This is a genomic window from Citrobacter sp. S55_ASV_140, from assembly GCF_018919505.1.
Taxonomy (GTDB): Bacteria; Pseudomonadota; Gammaproteobacteria; order Enterobacterales; family Enterobacteriaceae; genus Citrobacter; species Citrobacter werkmanii.
On record NZ_JAHLQZ010000060.1, the window covers coordinates 1 to 21,226 of the forward strand.

Sequence of the window (21,226 nt, forward strand, 5' to 3'; positions counted from 1 at the left end):
TCACCGCGGTACGCATCGACAACGTATAGTCGGTCATTTTACCGGTCAGCTTGAGCTTAATGTCATCGGCCTGGAATTGCTTGTCGCCGGTAAACGGCCAGTAAACCTGCTTACTCACCACTTCCAGATTGAGCGGTAATCCGGCTTCTGCCAGACGCGTTTGCGCACGCAGGTCCATATCAACCGGGCCAGACAGATTGACGCCGACTTCCAGCTGGTCACGCAGCGCGCCGCCGACCTTCAGCTTCACCTTTTCGCCTTTTAATGGATCGACGTTCAGCGTGCTGTTGAGGGTAATATCCACCGGCCATGTGTTGGTGAGCTGCGCCGTACCGCTGGCGTTTACCGTACCCTGATTAGAGTCGATATCCAGCGCGTCGAGCTTCATGTTGCCGTCAATACTGCTCACTTTGAGCAGCATGTTATGCACCGTTAAATCCGTATCCCCGGTCACGCGCAGTTGCTCACCGCGAAACTCTTCAATATTGAGGTTGAGCGGCAGATGGACATCGGTCATTTCCGGTAGCACCGGCTTTGAGAACAGATCTTTTAGCGTTTCGCCGAGCGGTTTTTCATCCGGCTGCGGGTTTTGAATCTTCGGTTCAACGACCTCTTCCTGCGCCACTTCCGCCACTTTAGGCAGGGCAATCAGCAGGCCCTGTAATGACGTTGGCTTCAGGGTCAGCGTTTTTTCCTGCCAGTTCAGGCCGGAGGTAAAATCGAGCACTGAAACCGTGGTGTCATCGATTTTGATATTGATGTTGTTGAGCGCCACGCGTGAAAGCGTAATCGGATAAGGTGTGGAAAGGTTAAGCGGGCCGCTATCCTCTTCCTCAACCGGTGCTGAAGGCGGCATCTTCTTGCTGTCGATCGCCACGTTGATATTTTTCAGAGACAGATCGTTGACGCACAGGCTGCTATCCCAAAGACACTCCAGCCCGACGGCCAGATGCACTTCGCCGGCATTCACCGCCACGCCAGGCTGGTCATAACGAATATTTTTGATCGATAAATCCCGCCAGCCGCCGGTGACCTGACCAATTTCCAGCCCCGGAACCCAGCGATTAGCTGCTTTGAAGATCAGGTGCAGGCCCGAGGTGGTGCCGACAAGAAACGCCACCGTGCCTAACAACAGCAGGATAAAAATCAGCACGCCGAGGCTTATCTTCTTCCATAAACTCATAATTCAGGCCCCAGACCGATGTAAAACTGTAAACCATGTTCATCTTTGTCGCCGACAGGAACGGCAAAGTCGAGCTTGATGGGACCGACCGGCGATTGCCACCGTACGCCGACCCCGGCGCCGGTTTTGAAATCGCTTTTGCGGATATCGCTGACCGCTTCGCCGCTATCGACAAACATCGCGCCCCACCATTTCCCGGTCACGTTGTACTGATATTCCAGCGAGCCGGTTGCCAGCTTCGAGGCCCCTTTCAGCTTACCGTCGCTGCCTTCAGGCGAAATAGATTTGTATTTATAGCCGCGAATACTGCGATCGCCCCCGGCGAAGAAACGCAGATCCGGCGGCACTTTGTCGAAGTCCCCGGTTTCAATCCAGCCGAGGTTACCGCGCATCACAAAGCGATGCTTGTCGTACAGCGTGCGGATCCAGACGTTTTGCGCCTGGAAGACGGAGAAATCAACGTCTGAGCCCCAGGCCGTATTGGAGTAATCAATGGAATAACGCTGTGAATCGCCCCAGACGGGCATCAGACCGCCGCGCGAACGCGTCCGGCTAATCATCACGCCCGGATAGAGCAGCATAGTGGTATTGGTGACGTTACCCTGCGTAAAGTGGTCGAGGCTCCAGCGCAGGTTAATCGCGCGCTGCCAGCCACTGGAGAGATCCCAGTAGCGGGAAACCGCAAGCGTCGTGGAGTCCTGCTCGGTGTCGTTTAAATCGGTACGCTTAAAGCCGCCCTGCACCAGGTAATACTGCTCCAGCGGGTTCTTTAACAGCGGCATTTTATAACTAAAATCAAGGACCTGCTCTGGCGCGGAGATACTGGCGCTGGTGGTCAGGCTGTGGCCATAGGAGTTCATCCACGGCTTTTTCCACGAGGTCTTTACCCGTGGCCCGACGTCAGTTGAATAACCAACCCCGGTTTCGATGGTGTTTTCGGTACGCGGCGAGACCACGCCTTTTAGCGGCAGCACTTTGGTTTTGCGGGCTTTATCAAATTCCGGCGCGACAACCACAGAATTAAACCATCCGGTCGCCGACAGACGACGGTTCAGTTCCCCCAGATCTTTCGACTCGTACGCTTCACCTTCTTTAAATGGCACCAGGTTTTGCAGGTACTCATCACGAATTTGCGAGCCTTCAAAGGTGACATGCCCAAAGCGATAGCGTTCGCCGCTGTTGTAATCGATATCCCAGAACGCCTGACGGCGCTCAAGCGCTATTCCAAGCTGGCTTTTATTAAATTCACTGTCGAAATAACCTTTGCGCAGCGCCACGCTGGTGAGGGATTTTTTGAAGTTGTCATAGTCTCCCTGATTCAACACGGTGCCGATTGCCGGGCGCGTTTTCAGCAGATCCAGGTAATCTTTATCCGTACGCGCGCCACCGCGCAGAATCACTTCGGTGCCGCCAATCAGCACCGGCTCGCCGGGGGTTACTTTGGCAATCAGCACCTGGCGTCCTTTCGCCGGTGGCGGGCGCAGCTCAAAATCGATAGTCGGCTCAAAGTAGCCCAGCGCTTTTAGCCCTTCGCGGATGGCATCATCAACGCGCGCACGAAAGCGTCGGTCTGGCGTGACTTCATCACTTTGAATCGTGGACAGCTGCGCACGGACGTTTTTCTCCAGCGGTCCTGATAATCCTTCGACCTGTAAGCGAACATTCGCGGCGGCGGCGGAGCCACTTAAGCACAGTAATCCCACCCAACATAACTGACGGATATGTGGCACATTTTCTCCTGAATATCCTTTTTTCCCACCCCTGGAAAAAAATACTATGCCGTTCCTCGGCTTAACAAAAAATCAACAATAAGAGTTGAAAAACAGACGGCAACCCAAATATTTCTTATGTTTAACTCTAGACGTATTCATGCCGTTTATTGTGGGCAAAGACGCGTCTCGTTACAACCTTAACCCAAATGACTGATTTCGGGAGAACGGCCATGAGTTTATTTGATAGAAAGCATCTCGTTACTCAAGCAGATGCGCTACCTGGACGCAACACCCCGATGCCAGTGGCAACGCTGCATGCGGTTAACCAACATTCGATGACCAACGTGCCCGACGGTATGGAAATCGCCCTTTTCGCCATGGGATGTTTCTGGGGCGTGGAGCGTTTATTCTGGTCATTACCCGGCGTGTACAGCACCGCAGCCGGATACACCGGCGGCTATACCCCTAACCCGACCTATCGGGAAGTTTGCTCTGGCGATACCGGGCATGCCGAGGCGGTACGCGTCGTCTATGACCCGCATGTTATCAGCTACGAGCAACTGCTGCAGGTGTTCTGGGAAAATCACGACCCGGCGCAAGGTATGCGCCAGGGGAACGACCAGGGTACGCAGTATCGTTCCGCTATTTATCCCTTAACGCCAGAGCAAACCGCCGCAGCACAGGCCAGCCTTGAACGTTTTCAGGCGGCGATGACCGCCGCTGGCGACGAGCGGACCATTACAACGGAAATCAGTACGGCAACCCCGTTCTATTATGCCGAAGACGATCACCAACAATATCTGCACAAAAACCCTTATGGATACTGTGGAATTGGCGGGATTGGCGTGTGTTTGCCACCACAAGGTTAAATTTCCCCCTCTGGCGACTTTACAGTACCTTACGCTATACTAGCTTCTGAATTTACCGGCTCACTTCCACGAGCCGGTTTTCAATGTGTATTTCACACGGATTTATCAACTTCTCCCTTCCGAGGATCTGACCCGAACGGTCGGATAAGATATGTTAAACAGTATTTTAGTCATTCTCTGCCTGATCGCCGTGAGTGCGTTTTTCTCGATATCCGAGATCTCGCTTGCCGCATCACGCAAAATCAAACTTAAACTGCTTGCCGATGAAGGCAATGTAAACGCACAGCGTGTTTTGAAGATGCAGGAAAACCCCGGCATGTTTTTTACCGTGGTGCAGATTGGCCTTAACGCGGTTGCCATTCTCGGCGGTATCGTTGGTGATGCGGCCTTTTCCCCGGCGTTTTACAGTCTGTTCTCAAAGTACTTCGCTCCAGAGCTGTCCGAACAGTTAAGTTTTATTCTGTCCTTCTCACTGGTTACTGGCCTGTTCATCCTGTTCGCGGATTTAACCCCGAAACGCATCGGTATGATTGCGCCAGAAGCTGTGGCTTTGCGTATCATCAACCCGATGCGCTTCTGTCTGCTGGTCTTCCGCCCGCTGGTGTGGTTCTTTAACGGTCTGGCAAATAACATTTTCCGCCTGTTTAAAATCCCGATGGTGCGTAAAGATGACATCACGTCAGACGACATTTACGCCGTGGTCGAAGCCGGTGCGCTGGCGGGTGTTCTGCGCAAGCAGGAACATGAGCTGATTGAAAATGTGTTCGAACTGGAATCCCGTACCGTACCGTCTTCAATGACCTCGCGCGAGAACATTATCTGGTTCGATCTTCACGAAGACGAGCAGAGCCTGAAGAACAAAGTGGCGGAACACCCGCACTCCAAATTCCTGGTGTGTAACGAAGATATCGACCACATCATTGGCTATGTCGATTCAAAGGATCTCCTCAACCGCGTGCTGGCCAACCAGAGCATGGCGCTGAACAGCGGCGTGCAGATCCGCAATACGCTGATCGTCCCGGATACGCTGACGCTCTCTGAAGCGCTGGAAAGCTTCAAAACCGCAGGCGAAGATTTTGCCGTCATCATGAACGAGTATGCATTGGTGGTGGGGATTATCACGCTCAACGATGTGATGACGACGCTGATGGGCGATTTAGTTGGTCAGGGCCTGGAAGAGCAGATCGTGGCGCGTGATGAAAACTCATGGTTAGTCGACGGCGGTACGCCGATTGATGACGTCATGCGCGTCCTGGATATCGACGAATTCCCGCAGTCCGGCAACTATGAGACCATCGGCGGCTTTATGATGTTCATGTTGCGTAAAATCCCGAAACGCACCGACTCGGTGAAATATTCAGGCTACAAATTTGAAGTGGTGGATATCGATAATTACAAGATCGATCAGCTGCTGGTGACGCGTCTGGACAGTAAACCTACCGTTCTGGTCCCAAAACTGCCGGATGCGAAGGAAGAGGCGAAGGCGTCATAGCGCCTTGCAGAAACATCAACGGCTCCAGTCCTGGAGCCGTTTTTTTAACTACCGCATAGCACTTTGATCAAGCCATCTCAGTTTGCAGACGCAAGACCTGACGGTTAACTTCGGACATCACCGAAAAATGCAGCTTGTCCTTCACTTTTGGGATAAGAATCTTACCCTTATCAAATTCAAAAGCGCCTACGTCCTTGATATATAACCGTCCACGAAACAGGATCTTCACGTACTTCGCCACCTGCAGCGGGTTGTATCGTTGGAAAATTTTCATTGTTGTCTCCTGCTGAGCATTACGCCTTTGCGGTACCACAATCGGTCCGACAATCCTCAGGCGCAAATTTTAATGCCCTATGACTATAGACTATCTCGTTGATGTTTCCAGCGTGTATAAGTTTATTTACCTTCAAGTTACAATTATTCAGAATTATCTTTTCAACGCTTCGCTGTCTTCAGTATAAGCCTTCGATTTTCGCAGGATTTGTGCGCCCGTCCGCAAACTGGCATCGCACTTGCGGGAAAAAGCATCAATCGCACATATGATTAAATTCCAGACCCAAGTGGTCGGATCACCTGCAAAATAAAGAAAGAAGGAAAACCTATGACCTTACGAAAACTGCTGGCGCTGTCGTGCCTGCTGCTGCCGATGATTGCCTCCGCCCATAAGTTTGAGACTAACCAGCGCGTACCACCGGTGGGGATCGCCGATCGCGGCGAACTGACTCTTGATAACGATAAGTTTAGCTACAAAAGCTGGAATAGCGCGCAACTGCCCGGCAAAGTACGGATTGTGCAACACATCGCCGGGCGCACCTCCGCTAAAGAGAAAAACGCGAACCTGATTGAAGCCATCAAAGCAGCGAACCTGCCGCACGACAAATACCAGACCACCACTATCGTCAACACGGATGACGCCATTCCCGGCTCCGGTATGTTTGTGCGCAGCAGTCTGGAGAGCAACAAGAAGCTCTATCCATGGTCACAATTTATTGTCGACAGCAACGGCATTGCGCGTAAAGCCTGGCAACTGGATGAAGAAAGCTCCGCTATTGCGGTACTCGATAAGGACGGACGCGTACAGTGGGCAAAAGATGGTGCATTAACGCAGGAAGAGGTGCAGCAGGTGATTGCCCTGCTGCATAAATTGCTCAGTAAATAGAGACCCGGAAGCCGGGGTTGAGGAACGATTCACGTGGGGTGTAGTCCAGCGGTTTCCCCTGCCAGTCGTGAACGTGCGCTCCGGCTGCGGCGGCAACGGCGTGGCCAGCGGCGGTGTCCCAGACGTTAGTTGGTCCAAAACGCGGATACAGCTGCGCGTGCCCTTCCGCCACCAGGCAGAATTTCAGCGACGAGCCAATCGACGTGGTCTGGTGTTCGCCCAGTTGTTGCAGATACTCTTTTAACTCATTGTCGGCATGCGAGCGGCTAATCACCACCAGCGGTGGACGCGCGTCACGTACCAGGATCTGTTTGCGCACACCGCACTCTTCTTTCCACGCTTTACCTTCTGCCGCGCTGTACATGACCTTCATTACTGGCGCGTAAACCACGCCAAGCACCGGCTTTCCCTGTTCAATCAGCGCAATATTGACGGTAAATTCACCGTTACGTTTAATAAACTCTTTGGTACCGTCCAGCGGGTCCACCAGCCAGTAGCGCTGCCAGTGCTGGCGAACATCCCAGCCAGGAGGAGCTTCTTCAGACAGAACCGGAATATCCGGCGTCAGCGCCTGTAATCCTTCGAGGATCACCGTGTGCGCAGCGATATCCGCCGCCGTGACCGGAGAATCATCCTGCTTGCTGGTAATCTCCATCGGTTTGATTCCATCGTAGACCTGCATAATGGCATCGCCCGCGTTCCGTGCAAGCTGGCATACATGTTCTAACATTCTCCACCTCGTTTGTCAGTGGTGTTAACTCGTTGTTTTACTTATACCCGATCGTCAGGTGATCCGCCAACTGTGATAGCGTCTGCGGTTTTAAACGCTATATTCATGTCATGATTCACAGTTCTGTAAGCAAGAAGATTTATATACATTTTCTTTTGTGGCTTAGATCTTAAAAGGATGCCCCTGATGATTAAGTTTAGTGCAACGCTTCTGGCAACGCTGATTGCAGCCAGCGTGAATGCCGCGACCGTTGATCTGCGAATAATGGAAACCACTGATTTACATAGCAATATGATGGATTTCGATTATTACAAAGACACGCCGACTGAAAAATTTGGCCTGGTGCGCACGGCAAGTCTGATCAACACCGCGCGTGGTGAAGTCAAAAACAGCGTGCTGGTTGATAACGGCGATCTGATTCAGGGCAGCCCGCTCGGGGATTACATGGCGGCCAAAGGGCTGAAAGCGGGCGAAACTCACCCGGTATATAAGGCGCTCAATACGCTGGATTACGCGGTGGGTAACCTCGGCAACCATGAATTCAACTACGGTCTGGCGTATTTGCATAACGCGCTGGCCGGAGCGAAGTTCCCCTACGTTAACGCCAATATCATCGATGTTAAGACCAAAAAGCCGCTATTTACACCTTACTTGATCAAAGAAACTGAGGTGGTCGACCAGCAAGGTAACAAGCAGACGCTGAAGATTGGCTATATCGGCTTCGTGCCACCACAAATCATGACCTGGGATAAAGCTAACCTTAGCGGCAAAGTGACGGTAAATGACATCACCGAAACAGCACGTAAGTATGTGCCGGATATGCGGAAAAAAGGCGCTGATGTCGTGGTGGTGATTGCTCACTCCGGCCTTTCTGCCGACCCGTATCAGACGATGGCGGAAAACTCCGTTTATTATCTCAGTGAAGTACCGGGCGTGGATGCCATTATGTTTGGTCATGCTCACGCCGTCTTCCCGGGGAAAGATTTTGCCAATGTTAAAGGCGCGGATATCGCGAAAGGCACGCTCAATGGCGTACCGGCGGTGATGCCGGGCATGTGGGGCGATCATCTGGGCGTCGTGGATTTGGTACTGAATAACGACAGCGGTAAATGGCAGGTCAGCCAGGCGAAAGCAGAGGCACGCCCCATTTATGACGCCGCGGCGAAAAAATCACTGGCCGGTGAAGACAAAAAAATCGTAGAGATCCTGAAAGCCGATCACGACGCCACTCGTGAATTCGTCAGCAAACCGATCGGTAAATCCGCCGACAATATGTACAGCTACCTGGCGCTGGTTCAGGATGATCCGACCGTGCAGGTAGTGAATAACGCCCAGAAAGCCTATGTGGAACATTTTATTCAGGGCGATCCGGACCTGGCAAAATTGCCGGTACTTTCCGCGGCCGCGCCGTTTAAGGTCGGTGGACGTAAGAATGATCCGGCCAGCTTTGTCGAAGTCGAAAAAGGCCAGTTAACCTTCCGTAATGCCGCTGATTTGTATCTCTATCCCAATACCCTGGTGGTCGTGAAAGCCAGCGGCAAAGAGGTGAAAGAGTGGCTGGAATGTTCCGCCGGGCAGTTTAATCAAATTGATATTCACAGCAGCAAGCCGCAGTCGCTGATCAACTGGGATGGGTTCCGTACTTATAACTTTGACGTGATCGACGGCGTGAATTATCAGATTGATGTGTCACAGCCCGCCCGCTACGACGGCGAGTGCCAGACCATCAACCCAAAAGCAGAGCGGATTAAGAATCTGACCTTTAACGGTAAGCCTGTCGACCCTAACGCCACCTTCCTCGTCGCGACCAACAACTATCGCGCCTATGGCGGTAAGTTTGCCGGAACCGGAGACAACCACATCGCGTTTGCGTCACCAGATGAAAACCGCTCGGTGCTGGCCGCATGGATTGGTGCTGAGACGAAGCGTGCCGGTGAAATTCATCCGGCGGCAGATAACAACTGGCGTCTGGCGCCGATTCACAGTGATACGCCACTGGATATTCGTTTTGAAACGTCACCGTCTGAGAAAGCCGCAGCGTTTATCAAAGAGAAAGGACAATACCCGCTGAAAAAAGTCGCTACCGATGATATCGGCTTTGCGATTTATCAGTTGGATTTGAGTAAGTAACTTTCGTGCCGGATGCGACGCAACAGCGTCTTATCCGGCCTACAAAACACACTGCCAACCTATCACGCAACCCGCTCTTCCCGTTGCGCCAAAACCTGCGGCAAATTCAGTTCTATCCAGTCCGCCAGCGCGGCGACTTTATCGCTCACCTGCTCACCCAACGGCGTCAGGCTATATTCCACGTGCGGCGGCACCACCGGATAGGACACCCGATTGATAAACCCGTCCTGCTCCAGTGCCTGCAGGGATTGCGCCAGCATTTTTTCACTGACGCCGCCCATCTTCCGGCGCAAATCGCTAAAGCGGTGCGTACCGTCGCGCAGCGCCACCAGAATTAACACGCCCCAGCGGCTGGTGACGTGTTTTAACACCTCGCGTGAAGGGCATTGCTCGGCAAACAAATTGCCATCGCGTAATTGCTGGGAGAGGGTCGACGCTGTCATTTTCATACTAACCTTTTTGTGCGTACTTACTAAAAGTAAGTTTAAGTGTTAGCGTGATTAAACACAAGACCAATACCAAGGAGTTACCCCATGATCGCAATTACCGGCGCCACCGGCCAACTGGGCCAACACGTTATTGAATCGCTACTGAAAACCGTTCCTGCCAGCCAGATTGTGGCTATCGTGCGTAACCCCGCTAAAGCGACGGCGCTTAGCCAGCAGGGCATTACCGTTCGCCAGGCGGATTACAGCGACGAAGCCGCGTTTTCGACTGCCTTACAGGGTATCGACAAGCTACTGCTGATCTCCTCCAGCGAAGTGGGACAACGTGCCCCACAGCATCGCAACGTGATTAATGCAGCAAAGGCTGCCCACGTGAAATTTATCGCCTACACCAGCCTGCTGCACGCCGACACCTCCCCGCTGGGGCTGGCCGATGAACACGTCGCCACCGAGAAGATGCTGGCTGAATCCGGTATCGCTTATGCGCTACTGCGCAACGGCTGGTACACCGAAAACTATCTCGCCAGCGCGCCAGCTGCACTGGAACACGGCGTCTTTATCGGGGCGGCGGGAGAAGGCAAAATCGCCTCGGCAACCCGTGCCGACTATGCCGCAGCCGCCGCGCGCGTCATCAGTGAAGAGGGGCACGCCGGTAAAACCTACGAACTGGCGGGCGATGCAGGCTGGACCCTGAGCCAGTTGGCTGCCGAGCTGGCAAAGCAGAGCGGTAAAAAAGTGGTGTATCAGAACCTGAGCGAAGCTGATTTTGCCGCAGCGCTGAAAGGCTTTGGTCTGCCTGCCGGGCTGGCGGAGATGCTGGCTGATTCTGACGTTGGCGCCTCTAAAGGCGGTCTGTTCGATGATAGCCATACGTTGAGCAAACTGATTGGTCGCCCAACCACATCATTGGCTGACAGCGTCAAAAGCATCGTATAAGTGTTAAAAATTAGTTAATTGTGGTGGCATCCCCGCGCATCCTCTCTGATAATGACAGGATGATGCGTGGGGAGAGAAAACGTGCAAGGTGTACCTGAGCAGTTTATTGATGAGAAAGACAGCGCCCGCTTTCGCCATCTGGCGCAGGTGCCGGGCGTTGAGCTGTATCATGCGCACATCTCACGTTACGCCTTTGAACCACATACCCATGAAGCGTTTGGCATTGGCGCGATAGAAGCCGGAGCCGAACGTTTTCGCTATCGCGGTACGCAGTACGTCGCGCCCGCCCATTCTGTCGTCACCATGAATCCCGATGAGTTGCATACCGGCGAAGCCGAAACCGCCGATGGCTGGCGCTATCGGATGATCTATCTTGAGCCCGATCTTCTGGAAGAGGTCACCGGGATCCGCCACTGGTGGTTTCATGACGTAACGCGTCACGATCCGCTGCGCTCGCGCCAGATCTGCTCACTGATCCACGGCCTGTGGAACACAGAGGATGCGCTGGCGCAAAAAGGGTTATTGCTCGATCTGATCGATACCTTCCAGCCGCTGGCCCGCCATGCGCCAACATCTACAGAGGGGGCGCATCGCTTTGAGCGGGTACGCGAGTATCTGCATGATAATTACATGCACCCGATAACGCTCGACGAACTGGCGCGGGTTGCCTCACTGAGTCCCTGGCATTTTCAACGCCAGTTTAAATCTCATTTCCACGTTACGCCGCACCAAATGCTGATGGCCATTCGCCTGTGGCGAGCCAAAGGTTTTCTCACTCACGGAATGCCCGCCGCAGAGGTCGCCGCCGCAACCGGTTTGACCGACCAGTCGCATCTCACCCGCGCATTTACTCATCGTTACGGCATTACGCCGGTACGTTATCAGAAGCAGGTTTATTCGCGCTAATGCGCAATCTCATACAATACGGCTGCACTCTCCCTGCCTACACTCAACGCAATGTTTAATGATGTGGATGTTAACAATGATTAGCGGCGTGCTGTACGCCCTGCTGGCAGGGCTGATGTGGGGATTAATTTTTGTCGGGCCGCTGATCGTGCCGGAATACCCGGCAGTATTACAGTCGATGGGACGCTATCTGGCGCTGGGGCTGATCGCTGTGCCGATCGCCTGGCTGGGACGCGCACGTCTGCGCCAACTGACGGGTAAAGACTGGATAACGGCGCTGGCGCTAACGATGATGGGTAACCTGATTTATTACGTTTGCCTGGCCAGCGCCATCCAGCGTACCGGCGCGCCGGTATCAACGATGATTATTGGTACATTACCGGTGGTGATCCCGGTCTTCGCCAATCTGCTCTATAGCCAGCGTGACGGTAAATTATCCTGGTGGCGTCTGTCACCTGCGCTGATATTAATTGCTATTGGCCTGCTGTGCGTGAATATCTCGGAGCTGAACCAGGGATTACCCGATTTCAGCGGCTGGCGTTATGGCTCTGGTATCGTGCTGGCGCTTGTCTCAGTGGTGTGCTGGGCGTGGTATGCACTGCGTAATGCCCGCTGGCTGCGCGAGAATCCAGATAAGCATCCGATGATGTGGGCGACGGCTCAGGCGCTGGTGACGCTGCCCGTTTCTCTGCTGGGGTACATTGCAGCATGTCTGTGGCTGCATGGGCAAACGCCAGGTTTCGCCCTGCCCTTCGGCCCGCGTCCGGATGTGTTTATCGGCCTGATGATAGCCATTGCGGTATTGTGTTCGTGGGTTGGCGCGCTGTGCTGGAACGTCGCCAGCCAGAAGCTGCCGACGGTGATCCTCGGCCCGCTGATTGTCTTCGAAACGCTGGCTGGCCTGCTGTATACCTTTATGCTGCGCCAGGCTTTTCCGCCGCTGCTGACGCTAAGCGGTATTGCGCTGCTGGTAATAGGCGTGGTAATTGCGGTGCGGTCAAAACCGCAGAAACCGGCGGTAGTGCCGGTTTCAGGGGATGCCTGATGGCGCTGCGCTTATCAGGCCTACAAGGACTGTACGATCTCATGTAGGCCGGATAAGGCGTTTACGCCGCCATCCGGCGCGACACTTTAAATACCGCCACGGTCTGGTTCAGTCGTGCTGCCTGCTCTTCAAGCGCGGCGGCAGCGGAAGCGGACTCCTCCACCAGCGAAGCATTTTGCTGCGTCACGCGATCCATCTCGGCAACGGCCTGGCCTACCTGATCGATACCCCGGCTCTGTTCATCAGAAGCAGAGGCAATTTCGCCCATAATGTCGGTCACGCGGGTCACGGCGCTGACAATCTCCGCCATCGTTTCGCCTGCTTCATGCACCAGCGCCGTACCGGCATTGACCCGATTGCCCGAGTCATCAATCAGCGCCTTAATCTCTTTTGCCGCCTGAGCGCTACGCTGCGCCAGAGTACGAACTTCGCCAGCGACCACGGCAAAACCACGGCCCTGTTCGCCCGCACGCGCCGCTTCTACCGCCGCGTTCAGCGCCAGAATATTGGTCTGGAAGGCAATACCGTCGATAACAGAGGTAATTTGCGCGATTTTGCTGGAACTGGTGGCAATTTCGTCCATCGTACGCACTACGCTATCAACTACGGCTCCGCCTTTCTGCGCCGTCTGTGAGGCGTTTTTTGCCAGACTGGTCGCCTGACGCGCGTTATCCGCGTTCTGCTTCACGGTGGCGGTGAGTTGTTCCATGCTGGCAGCGGTCTCTTCCAGAGAGGCAGCCTGCTGCTCGGTACGTGAAGAGAGATCGTTACTGCCTGCGGCAATTTCACCCGCGCCGGTGTAGATAGTGTCAGCCCCGTCACGCACCACGCTGACCGTATTCGCCAGCGCCTGCTGCATGTCACGCACATTACTTGCCAGCAGCGCCATTTCATTGCTGCCATCGGCGTTGATACTATGCGTCAGGTCACCCGCAGCGATGTGGCGAATATGTCCCATCACCTCGTGGAGCGGCTTGAGCAACACGCGCTGCATCGCCAGCCAACTGGCGACAATCACAGTGACAACAGCCAGCATCACGGCAGACAACAGCCAGATTATCTTGCGGTAATCACTCTCATTGTCCTGCACGCCGGCAGTGGCCAGCGCCGTCTGCGCGGCACGCCATTCCCGATACACTTCCTGCATGGCCGTCTGCTTCTGCTCAGCATTCTGCTTGAACATCTCTTCCAGCTTACCTTCAGCCAGCAGCGCGTTCATTTTAGCCAGCGTCGCAGAATAGATGCCGTACTGTTCTTCCAGTCGATCGGCCAGACGCTCATCCAGCCCCGGCGTTTCTGGCAGGGCGTAGTATTTATCGTAATGCTCTTTCGACTCGGCCAGCAGACGATTTGCCGTGTTCACCAGTTCTTTCAACTGACCACCGTTGATCTCGCTGGCCATCGTTCCCTGTAAACGCAGCATCCCCCGGTTGAGCGTGACGCGAGCCTGGTTCAGGCTAATCCACGCATCGGTAAATTCAGCCACGTTCTGACTGGAAAGCTGAGAGACATTAAAGTTCTGTTTATCGTTATTGAGTGCGCCAATAAAGACGCCTGCGGAGATGAGCTGCATTGCGCCCAGCGCGAGTAACACGGTGATAAGTAAGGTTATCACTTTGATTCGTTTGAACATCTGTTGCCTTTTATTATGCAGGTATTGTCTGAGGTCTAACTATCGGCAGCGGCGTGCGCTTATTTAATTCTCTGGCGCAGCTTTTTTCGCCATTTCTCCCCTTTTCAATAAGATTCAGCACTTTAACGAAATAAGAAATTTTCGTGACGCTCATCACAAAACACCCCACCCCGAAAGGGTTATAGCCTTCTTTATAAGTTGCATTTAAAATACACCTTATATTATTGAGAATGAGGTAACGGCAATGTCTTATCGCGATCAACCTTTAGGTGAACTGGCGCTCTCTATTCCTCGCGCTTCGGCCCTGTTTCGTAAATACGATATGGATTACTGCTGCGGCGGTAAGCAAACGCTGGCACGCGCTGCCGCGCGTAAAGAGCTGGATTTAGACGTTATTGAGGCGCAGCTCGCGCAACTGGCTGAACAGCCGTTGGAGAAAGACTGGCGTACCGTGGCGCTGGCTGAAATCATCGACCATATCATTGTGCGTTATCACGACAGACATCGCGAACAGTTGCCGGAACTGATCCTACAGGCCACGAAAGTTGAACGCGTCCACGCAGACAAACCGAACGTACCGCGCGGTCTGGCGAAGAACCTGAGCATGCTGCATGAAGAGCTGTCCAGCCACATGATGAAGGAAGAGCAGATCCTGTTCCCGATGATTAAACAGGGCATGGGTAGCCAGGCGATGGGACCAATCAGCGTGATGGAAAGCGAGCATGACGATGCCGGTGAACTGGTCGAAGTGATCAAACACATCACCCATAATGTGACGCCGCCGCCAGAAGCCTGCACCACCTGGAAAGCCATGTATAACGGCATTAACGAGATGATCGACGACCTGATGGAACACATCAGTCTGGAAAATAATGTGTTGTTCCCGCGTGCCCTCGCAGGTGAATAAAAAAGCCCGGTGGCGCTAGCGCTTACCGGGCCTACAACGACCTCGAACGTAGGCCTGATAAGCGCAGCGCATCAGGCAATCCCGGCGGCATATTGCCGGATGCGGCGTAAACGCCTTATCCGGCCTACATCTCACGTCTTAGCGCTTAACGCACGCCTGCCATACGTTTCTTACCGATAAACAACCAGCCCAGACCCAGCGCGATGAACCACAGCGGCGTCACGATCAGCGCCTGGCGGGTATCCTCTTCCAGCGTCAGCAGTACCAGTACGAAAACAAAGAACGCCATACACACCCAGCACATCAGCTTACCGAGCGGCATCTTGTAGATTGATTTTTCATGCAGGTGCGGACGCTGCTTGCGGTACACCAGGTACGAGCAAAGAATGATGGTCCATACGAACATGAACAGAATCGCCGACACGGTGGTGATCATGGTGAACGCGCCAATCACGCTCGGATTCACATACAGCATCACCACGCCGCCCAACAGGCAGATACAGGAGAAGGTTAAACCTTTCGCCGGAACCGCGCGTTTAGACAGCTTGGCAAACGCTTTAGGCGCCACGCCTTCCTGCGCCAGACCAAACAGCATACGGCTGGTAGAGAACACGCCGCTGTTTGCGGAAGAGGCCGCAGAAGTTAGCACCACAAAGTTGATCAGGCTCGCCGCCGCGGGCAGACCAACCAGGACAAACAGTTCAACGAATGGGCTCTTGGATGGTACTACCGAGCTCCACGGCGTGACGGACATAATCACAATCAGCGCGAAAACGTAGAACATGATGATACGGATCGGGATCGAGTTAATGGCGCGCGGCAGAGATTTCTCCGGATCTTTGGTTTCCGCAGCGGTTGTCCCCACCAGCTCAATGCCCACAAACGCGAACACCGCAATCTGGAAGCCGGCAAAGAAGCCGCTCAGCCCTTTCGGGAACCAGCCACCGTCATTCCACAGATGCGTGAACGATGCCTGAACGCCAGTTGGCGACTGGAAGTGCGTCAGCACCATCACCAGGCCGACGACAATCAGACCGATAATGGCAACGATTTTGATCATCGCAAACCAGAACTCCATCTCACCGAACATTTTTACCGTGGCGAGGTTAAGGCTCAGCAGCAGCACGATCACCGCCAGCGAGGCGACCCAGTCTGAGAGTTCAGGGAACCAGAATTGCGCATACGCCGTAATGGCGACAACGTCGGCCATCCCGGTAACAACCCAGCAGAACCAGTAAGTCCAACCGGTAAAATACCCGGCCCATGGCCCAAGCAGGTCGGAGGCAAAATCACTAAATGATTTGTACTCCAGATTCGAGAGCAGCAACTCTCCCATTGCCCGCATCACGAAAAACAGCATGAAACCGATGATCATATACACAAAGATGATCGACGGTCCGGCAAGACTAATAGTTTTACCGGAGCCCATAAACAGGCCGGTACCGATAGCGCCGCCAATGGCAATAAGTTGAATATGACGGTTTGTAAGATTGCGCCGTAGCGACTGTTCAGACGAAGCCTCTTCTGCGGCTTCGACTTTTACCTGATCTACCATGTTTTTTCTTCCTGTACCTGTCTGTGTTGTTCAGGCTCTACGGCCTTTAGTGTGTCTATGATACGACGATCCTGTTAGCAGGACTCATCGATATTAGGTAAGAATTGGCGGGATGAATACTAAGATTTAGATATAATGTTAATTTAATGTTTAAAGTGAGTGTCATATCACTCTGATAGCGCGAATCAGCTCACAAAAATACACGCTGGTGAGGCATTTGCAAGATAAAATATCGACAACGGCGTAACTATAGCTTTTCACGCTATTTCTTTGCTCCCCCCGGCCTCGGGGGGAACAGAAGTCACTGCTTACAGAATCTCAAGCAGTTCAACGTCGAATACCAGCGTGCTGAACGGAGGAATGGACGCGCCAGCGCCACGCTCGCCGTAAGCCAGTTCCTGAGGAATCGTCAGTTCCCATTTGGAACCCACCGGCATCAGAGTCAGCGCTTCAATCCAGCCAGGGATGACGCCGTTAACCGGGAATTCAGCCGGTTCGCCACGTGCGACAGAACTGTCGAACACGGTACCGTCGATCAGTTTACCGGTGTAATGCACGCGAACGCGGTCGGTGCGTGCCGGGATAGCACCTTCGCCCTGGGTCAGAACACGGAACTGCAAACCGGATTCAGTGCTGTTCACACCCTCTTTCTCACGGTTTTCTTCCAGATATTTAACGCCATCAGCGGCCATAGCCTGGAAACGCTCGCGACGAACTGCATCAGCACGCTCGTGGATTTCACGCAGTGCGCGATGCACAACATCAACCGGCACTGCCGGATGCTTGCCTTCCAGCGCGTCAGCGATACCCGCTACCAGCGCTTCAGGCAACAGCCCTTCCAGACCGGATTCGCTCAGCTGCTGTCCTACCTGCAAACCAATGCCGTAGCTTGCTTGCGCTTCGATAGTGTCAAAAGTCGGGGTAGCCATCATATTTCCTTTCATCGGATGTAAAGTAGCGGGCAGCATATCAGCCATGCCGCATCCGGTAAAACTTTGTCTCGGGAACTGATGACAAATCGCGAGGAAAAAGAAACAATGACTATTGTCCGCATGAATGTCACGAAAGCGGGTACCCGAACAAGTATCATAGAGTTAGCGATCTATACTCTATGACTGAGGAACGAGACGCGGAGCAGGAGGAAAGCCATGCCCGGGCGCTTTGAATTAAAACCAACCCTGGCGAAAATCTGGCATGCACCGGACAATTTTCGCATTATGGACCCGCTGCCGCCGATGCACCGCCGCGGCATTATTGCTGCTGCTATCGTGCTGGTGATCGGTTTCCTGCTCCCTTCCAGCGACAACAGCGATGCACCAGTGGTCGCGCGTACTGCCCAGTTGGATTTGCAGTCGCAGTCACAGCCGCCGACGGAGGCCCAGCTTCAGGCACAACTGGTCGCCCCGCAAAACGACCCTGGCCAGGTCGCGCCTGTTGCGCCGGAACCCATCCAGGAAGGGGAACCAGACGCACAACCGCAGGCCCAGCAATCTCAGCCACAGACGCAACCTTTCCAGCCGGATAGTGGAATTGACCAGCAGTGGCGTTCCTACCGCGTAGATTCGGGTAAAACGCTGGCCCAGGTATTCCGTGACCACAATCTCCCGCCAACCGATGTGTACGCCATGGCGCAGGTAGAAGGAGCCGGAAAACCGCTGAGCAATTTGAAAGACGGACAGATGGTGCAGATCAGGCAGAATGCCAGTGGCGTAGTGACAGGGTTAACCATCGATACGGGTAATGGCCAGCAGGTCCTGTTTACCCGCCAGCCTAACGGCAGTTTTATTCGCGCCCGATAGCCAGCACACCTGATAAGCGCAGTGCCATCAGGCAGCAAGGTGAAGCGTTAGCGTTTCACCTTGTTCACCCACCAGATCCCCGAACAGACCAGCACCAACGCTACTGCATATTTCCATTCGAGAATATTTTCGCCGAGGAAAATGGCCGACAGTACCGCGCCTGAAACCGGGATCAGGAAGTTAAACGGCGCAATCATCCCCACGCGGTTGTGTTTAAGCAAAATACTCCACAAGGCAAATGCCACCGAAGAGAGCAACGTCAGGTAGCCCAGAATCGCCAACGAAGACGCGCCGTGTACGGTCAGCGTGCCACCAAAAGCGTAACCGCCGATCACCAGCGCCAGACCGCCACCGCCCAGTTGATACCCCGTCATTACCGTCGGGTCGACCGTCTGAGAAATGCGTTTGCCGTATAACGTAGCGGCGGAGAGAATAAAGGCTGCCATCACTACCGAGCCGTCCCCTAACAGGCTGAAGCTAAAATCCAGTCCGCTGTTAAAGTTCACCACCATCACGCCGAGAAAGCCCAGGATACAACCCAGCGCCTTGTTGTAGCTGAGTTTATCGTTCTGATAGATAAAATGCGCCAGCAGCACGCTGAAGAACGTGCCAGTCGCGTTCATGATGGACCCTTTCACCCCCGTCGTGAACGCCAAGCCAATATAAAAGAAAATATATTGCAGCGAAGTCTGCGTCAGCCCCAACAGCGTGAGCTGACCATATTGACGCGGGCTTAACCGGCCAATCGGTTTACGCTGCGCCACCGCCAGCAGGAGCAGCAATAATCCCGCAAACAGGAAGCGATAGCCGGCAAAGACAATTTTCGAGGGAATGTCATCCGTGGCAATCTGGAAGATCTCGTATCCACTTTTGATCGCCGGGTAGGCGCTCCCCCACAGCAAGCAGCAGAATGCCGCGCTCAGATAGACAACATTTTTACGCGCAAACAGAGGTTGGTGCGTTGGTTCCATTCCATCACCACTTTGAAATAATGTTTTATTTTTGTGATTATCCCGAAAAGGACAAAGAATAGCCAGAGAGAAAGACGGGGAACAGAAAAGCAAAACGCCGGCACAGGGCCGGCGCTTTTACGCGGTTAGCAGAATAAAAACTTATTCCGCAACTACGTTTACAGTCAGCTTAGCAAACACTTCGCTGTGAACCTGGAAGCTCACTTCGTGCTCGCCAGTGGTACGCAGAACGCCGTTCGGCAGACGAACTTCGCTCTTAGCTACTTCAACGCCAGCTGCAGTTACAGCGTCAGCGATGTCGCGAGTACCGATGGAACCGAACAGTTTACCTTCGTCGCCTGCTTTAGACGCGATGGTTACGGTTTCCAGTGCGTTGATTTTCTCAGCACGAGCTTCAGCAGCGGACAGAACGTCAGCCAGTTTAGCTTCCAGCTCAGCGCGACGCGCTTCGAAAAATTCAACGTTTTTCTTGGTAGCAGGAACAGCTTTACCCTGTGGTACCAGGAAGTTACGAGCATAGCCCGCTTTAACGTTAACCTGATCACCCAGGCTACCCAGGTTTGCTACTTTATCAAGCAGAATAACTTGCATTACCTTATCCTCTCAAAGTCGTATTAATGGACCGTGACCGATTACTGATGACGATCAGTGTACGGCAGCAGGGACAGGTAGCGAGCGCGTTTGATAGCGCGAGCCAGCTGACGCTGGTATTTTGCACGGGTACCGGTGATACGGCTTGGGACAATCTTACCGCTTTCGGTGATGTAGTTTTTCAGCGTAGCGATATCTTTATAGTCGATCTCTTGAACGCCTTCCGCGGTGAAACGGCAGAACTTGCGACGACGGAAATAACGTGCCATATGGCTAGTCTCCAGAATCTATCAATTCAATCTGCTCGGCATGCAGAACCATTTTGCTCAGGCCGTTCTTTGCCTTATGGCAAGAGATGAACCCCTGAACGGTTACTGCGCTACCGACCGTTATACTGTGAGTAATGGCCTGGTTTTCGTGTCCGCTAACAATAACGGGCATTTGGCACCACGCCTGCCGGTGAAACCCGGCTTCCTCCTGCACAGAACGATGCTCAAGCACGAACTGGCAATGAGGAATTCCTGATGGACTGACCTTTCGAAGGGGGGCCCTGCACACGGTGCCGGACAACGCCAGACGGTTGGTCATCAGAAATTACTCTTCAGAATCCCCAGCTTCAGCATCATCTGCGGTTTCGTTTGCGAAATCATCGCGACGCTCACGGCGCTCGTCTTTCGCTTTAACCATCGGAGATGCTTCGGTAACAGCGTGTTTAGTACGCATAACCATGCTGCGGATAACGGCATCGTTGAAGCGGAAGGTAGTTTCCAGCTCATCGATCACTTCCTGCGGCGCTTCAACGTTCATCAGAACGTAGTGAGCTTTGTGCAGTTTGTTGATCGGGTAAGCCAGCTGACGGCGGCCCCAGTCTTCCAGACGGTGGATCGTGCCTTCTGCGCCAGTGATGGCAGCAGTGTAGCGTTCGATCATACCCGGAACCTGTTCGCTCTGGTCAGGATGGACCATAAAAACGATTTCGTAATGACGCATCGAATTGCTCCTTACGGATTATTCAGCCTCCTGTCTGGGTCAGCCGAGGCCCATGGAGGCAAGGAACGTGTTAAAGGTCGGCTGAAAAATGACGCGTCATAATACTGGGGTCAGCCGGTAAACTCAAGGTGCTTGTACGATTATTTACCATGTCGCCATTAATACATATCCA

Annotated in this window: 21 protein-coding genes and 1 pseudogene; 9 read left to right on the top strand and 13 right to left on the bottom strand. The window is 53.5% G+C overall.

Going from position 1 to position 21,226, the window contains the following annotated elements; translation table 11 throughout:
- Together tamB and tamA are read right to left on the bottom strand one after the other, a co-directional pair.
- Positions 1-1,183 (bottom strand): annotated as a pseudogene (tamB, locus tag KQJ18_RS11470) (autotransporter assembly complex protein TamB); the annotation flags it as partial.
- Complete coding sequence (gene tamA / locus KQJ18_RS11475) at positions 1,180-2,913, bottom strand: autotransporter assembly complex protein TamA (RefSeq protein ID WP_085048456.1); 1,734 nt, start codon at positions 2,911-2,913, stop codon at positions 1,180-1,182. The gene tamA and the pseudogene tamB, both read right to left, overlap by 4 nt.
- A gap of 212 nt (positions 2,914-3,125) precedes the next feature.
- On the opposite strand from tamA, the gene msrA reads away from it, so the two are divergent.
- Together msrA and KQJ18_RS11485 are read left to right on the top strand one after the other, a co-directional pair.
- Positions 3,126-3,764, top strand: a complete 639-nt coding sequence (gene msrA, locus KQJ18_RS11480) for a peptide-methionine (S)-S-oxide reductase MsrA (RefSeq protein WP_032940276.1) — start codon at positions 3,126-3,128, stop codon at positions 3,762-3,764.
- Between the two features lie 151 nt (positions 3,765-3,915).
- Positions 3,916-5,256 (top strand): hemolysin family protein, encoded by a 1,341-nt coding sequence (locus KQJ18_RS11485; protein ID WP_003025713.1) that lies wholly within the window; start codon positions 3,916-3,918, stop codon positions 5,254-5,256.
- Between the two features lie 67 nt (positions 5,257-5,323).
- On the opposite strand, the gene KQJ18_RS11490 is transcribed toward KQJ18_RS11485, so the two are convergent.
- A complete protein-coding gene (locus KQJ18_RS11490) occupies positions 5,324-5,530 on the bottom strand; it encodes a DUF1107 domain-containing protein (RefSeq protein WP_003025710.1) in 207 nt (68 codons plus the stop codon).
- Between the two features lie 327 nt (positions 5,531-5,857).
- Between KQJ18_RS11490 and KQJ18_RS11495 the strand changes: the two genes are divergently transcribed.
- The gene (locus KQJ18_RS11495; protein ID WP_216421986.1) at positions 5,858-6,415 is read left to right on the top strand and encodes a YtfJ family protein; all 558 of its coding nucleotides are present in this window, start codon (positions 5,858-5,860) and stop codon (positions 6,413-6,415) included.
- On the opposite strand, the gene cysQ is transcribed toward KQJ18_RS11495, so the two are convergent.
- Positions 6,405-7,145, bottom strand: coding sequence for a 3'(2'),5'-bisphosphate nucleotidase CysQ (cysQ, locus tag KQJ18_RS11500; RefSeq protein ID WP_038636607.1), 741 nt, complete (start codon positions 7,143-7,145; stop codon positions 6,405-6,407). The genes KQJ18_RS11495 and cysQ overlap by 11 nt on opposite strands.
- A 186-nt stretch (positions 7,146-7,331) precedes the next feature.
- Between cysQ and cpdB the strand changes: the two genes are divergently transcribed.
- The gene (cpdB, locus tag KQJ18_RS11505) at positions 7,332-9,275 is read left to right on the top strand and encodes a 2',3'-cyclic-nucleotide 2'-phosphodiesterase (RefSeq protein WP_216421988.1); all 1,944 of its coding nucleotides are present in this window, start codon (positions 7,332-7,334) and stop codon (positions 9,273-9,275) included.
- Positions 9,276-9,337: 62 nt separating this feature from the next.
- Here cpdB and KQJ18_RS11510 read toward each other — a convergent pair whose 3' ends face one another.
- Complete coding sequence (locus tag KQJ18_RS11510) at positions 9,338-9,718, bottom strand: helix-turn-helix domain-containing protein (RefSeq protein WP_038642973.1); 381 nt, start codon at positions 9,716-9,718, stop codon at positions 9,338-9,340.
- Between the two features lie 90 nt (positions 9,719-9,808).
- On the opposite strand from KQJ18_RS11510, the gene KQJ18_RS11515 reads away from it, so the two are divergent.
- The 3 genes from KQJ18_RS11515 (at position 9,809) to KQJ18_RS11525 (ending at position 12,608) form a co-directional block, all read left to right on the top strand.
- Positions 9,809-10,657, top strand: a complete 849-nt coding sequence (locus KQJ18_RS11515) for an SDR family oxidoreductase (protein ID WP_061382740.1) — start codon at positions 9,809-9,811, stop codon at positions 10,655-10,657.
- 81 nt (positions 10,658-10,738) lie between these two features.
- Positions 10,739-11,563 (top strand): AraC family transcriptional regulator, encoded by an 825-nt coding sequence (locus tag KQJ18_RS11520; RefSeq protein WP_137351294.1) that lies wholly within the window; start codon positions 10,739-10,741, stop codon positions 11,561-11,563.
- Positions 11,564-11,639: 76 nt separating this feature from the next.
- On the top strand, positions 11,640-12,608 hold the full coding sequence (locus KQJ18_RS11525) for a DMT family transporter (RefSeq protein WP_110496170.1): 969 nt from the start codon (positions 11,640-11,642) through the stop codon (positions 12,606-12,608).
- Positions 12,609-12,669: 61 nt separating this feature from the next.
- On the opposite strand, the gene KQJ18_RS11530 is transcribed toward KQJ18_RS11525, so the two are convergent.
- Positions 12,670-14,241, bottom strand: coding sequence for a methyl-accepting chemotaxis protein (locus KQJ18_RS11530; RefSeq protein WP_216421990.1), 1,572 nt, complete (start codon positions 14,239-14,241; stop codon positions 12,670-12,672).
- 244 nt (positions 14,242-14,485) lie between these two features.
- On the opposite strand from KQJ18_RS11530, the gene ytfE reads away from it, so the two are divergent.
- Positions 14,486-15,148: an iron-sulfur cluster repair protein YtfE gene (ytfE, locus tag KQJ18_RS11535; RefSeq protein WP_079225626.1), complete on the top strand. Its 663-nt coding sequence runs from the start codon at positions 14,486-14,488 to the stop codon at positions 15,146-15,148.
- A 145-nt stretch (positions 15,149-15,293) separates the two neighbouring features.
- Here ytfE and cycA read toward each other — a convergent pair whose 3' ends face one another.
- Positions 15,294-16,703: a D-serine/D-alanine/glycine transporter gene (gene cycA / locus KQJ18_RS11540; RefSeq protein WP_038636591.1), complete on the bottom strand. Its 1,410-nt coding sequence runs from the start codon at positions 16,701-16,703 to the stop codon at positions 15,294-15,296.
- 308 nt (positions 16,704-17,011) lie between these two features.
- Positions 17,012-17,632 carry an FKBP-type peptidyl-prolyl cis-trans isomerase gene (fklB, locus tag KQJ18_RS11545; RefSeq protein ID WP_038642968.1) on the bottom strand — a complete coding sequence of 207 codons (621 nt, stop codon included), beginning with the start codon at positions 17,630-17,632 and terminating at the stop codon, positions 17,012-17,014.
- A 219-nt stretch (positions 17,633-17,851) separates the two neighbouring features.
- Here fklB and KQJ18_RS11550 point away from each other — a divergent pair, with 219 nt between their 5' ends.
- Complete coding sequence (locus KQJ18_RS11550) at positions 17,852-18,502, top strand: OapA family protein (protein WP_069324743.1); 651 nt, start codon at positions 17,852-17,854, stop codon at positions 18,500-18,502.
- A 47-nt stretch (positions 18,503-18,549) separates the two neighbouring features.
- On the opposite strand, the gene KQJ18_RS11555 is transcribed toward KQJ18_RS11550, so the two are convergent.
- The 5 genes from KQJ18_RS11555 to rpsF all read right to left on the bottom strand — a co-directional run bounded on the left by KQJ18_RS11555 (position 18,550) and on the right by rpsF (position 21,054).
- Complete coding sequence (locus KQJ18_RS11555) at positions 18,550-19,473, bottom strand: DMT family transporter (RefSeq protein WP_085048461.1); 924 nt, start codon at positions 19,471-19,473, stop codon at positions 18,550-18,552.
- A gap of 141 nt (positions 19,474-19,614) precedes the next feature.
- Positions 19,615-20,064, bottom strand: coding sequence for a 50S ribosomal protein L9 (rplI, locus tag KQJ18_RS11560; protein WP_003025676.1), 450 nt, complete (start codon positions 20,062-20,064; stop codon positions 19,615-19,617).
- Between the two features lie 41 nt (positions 20,065-20,105).
- Positions 20,106-20,333 (bottom strand): 30S ribosomal protein S18, encoded by a 228-nt coding sequence (gene rpsR, locus KQJ18_RS11565; protein WP_000135199.1) that lies wholly within the window; start codon positions 20,331-20,333, stop codon positions 20,106-20,108.
- A gap of 4 nt (positions 20,334-20,337) precedes the next feature.
- A complete protein-coding gene (priB, locus tag KQJ18_RS11570; protein WP_006686338.1) occupies positions 20,338-20,652 on the bottom strand; it encodes a primosomal replication protein N in 315 nt (104 codons plus the stop codon).
- Between the two features lie 6 nt (positions 20,653-20,658).
- The gene (gene rpsF / locus KQJ18_RS11575; protein WP_003025672.1) at positions 20,659-21,054 is read right to left on the bottom strand and encodes a 30S ribosomal protein S6; all 396 of its coding nucleotides are present in this window, start codon (positions 21,052-21,054) and stop codon (positions 20,659-20,661) included.
- Positions 21,055-21,226 lie beyond the last annotated feature (172 nt).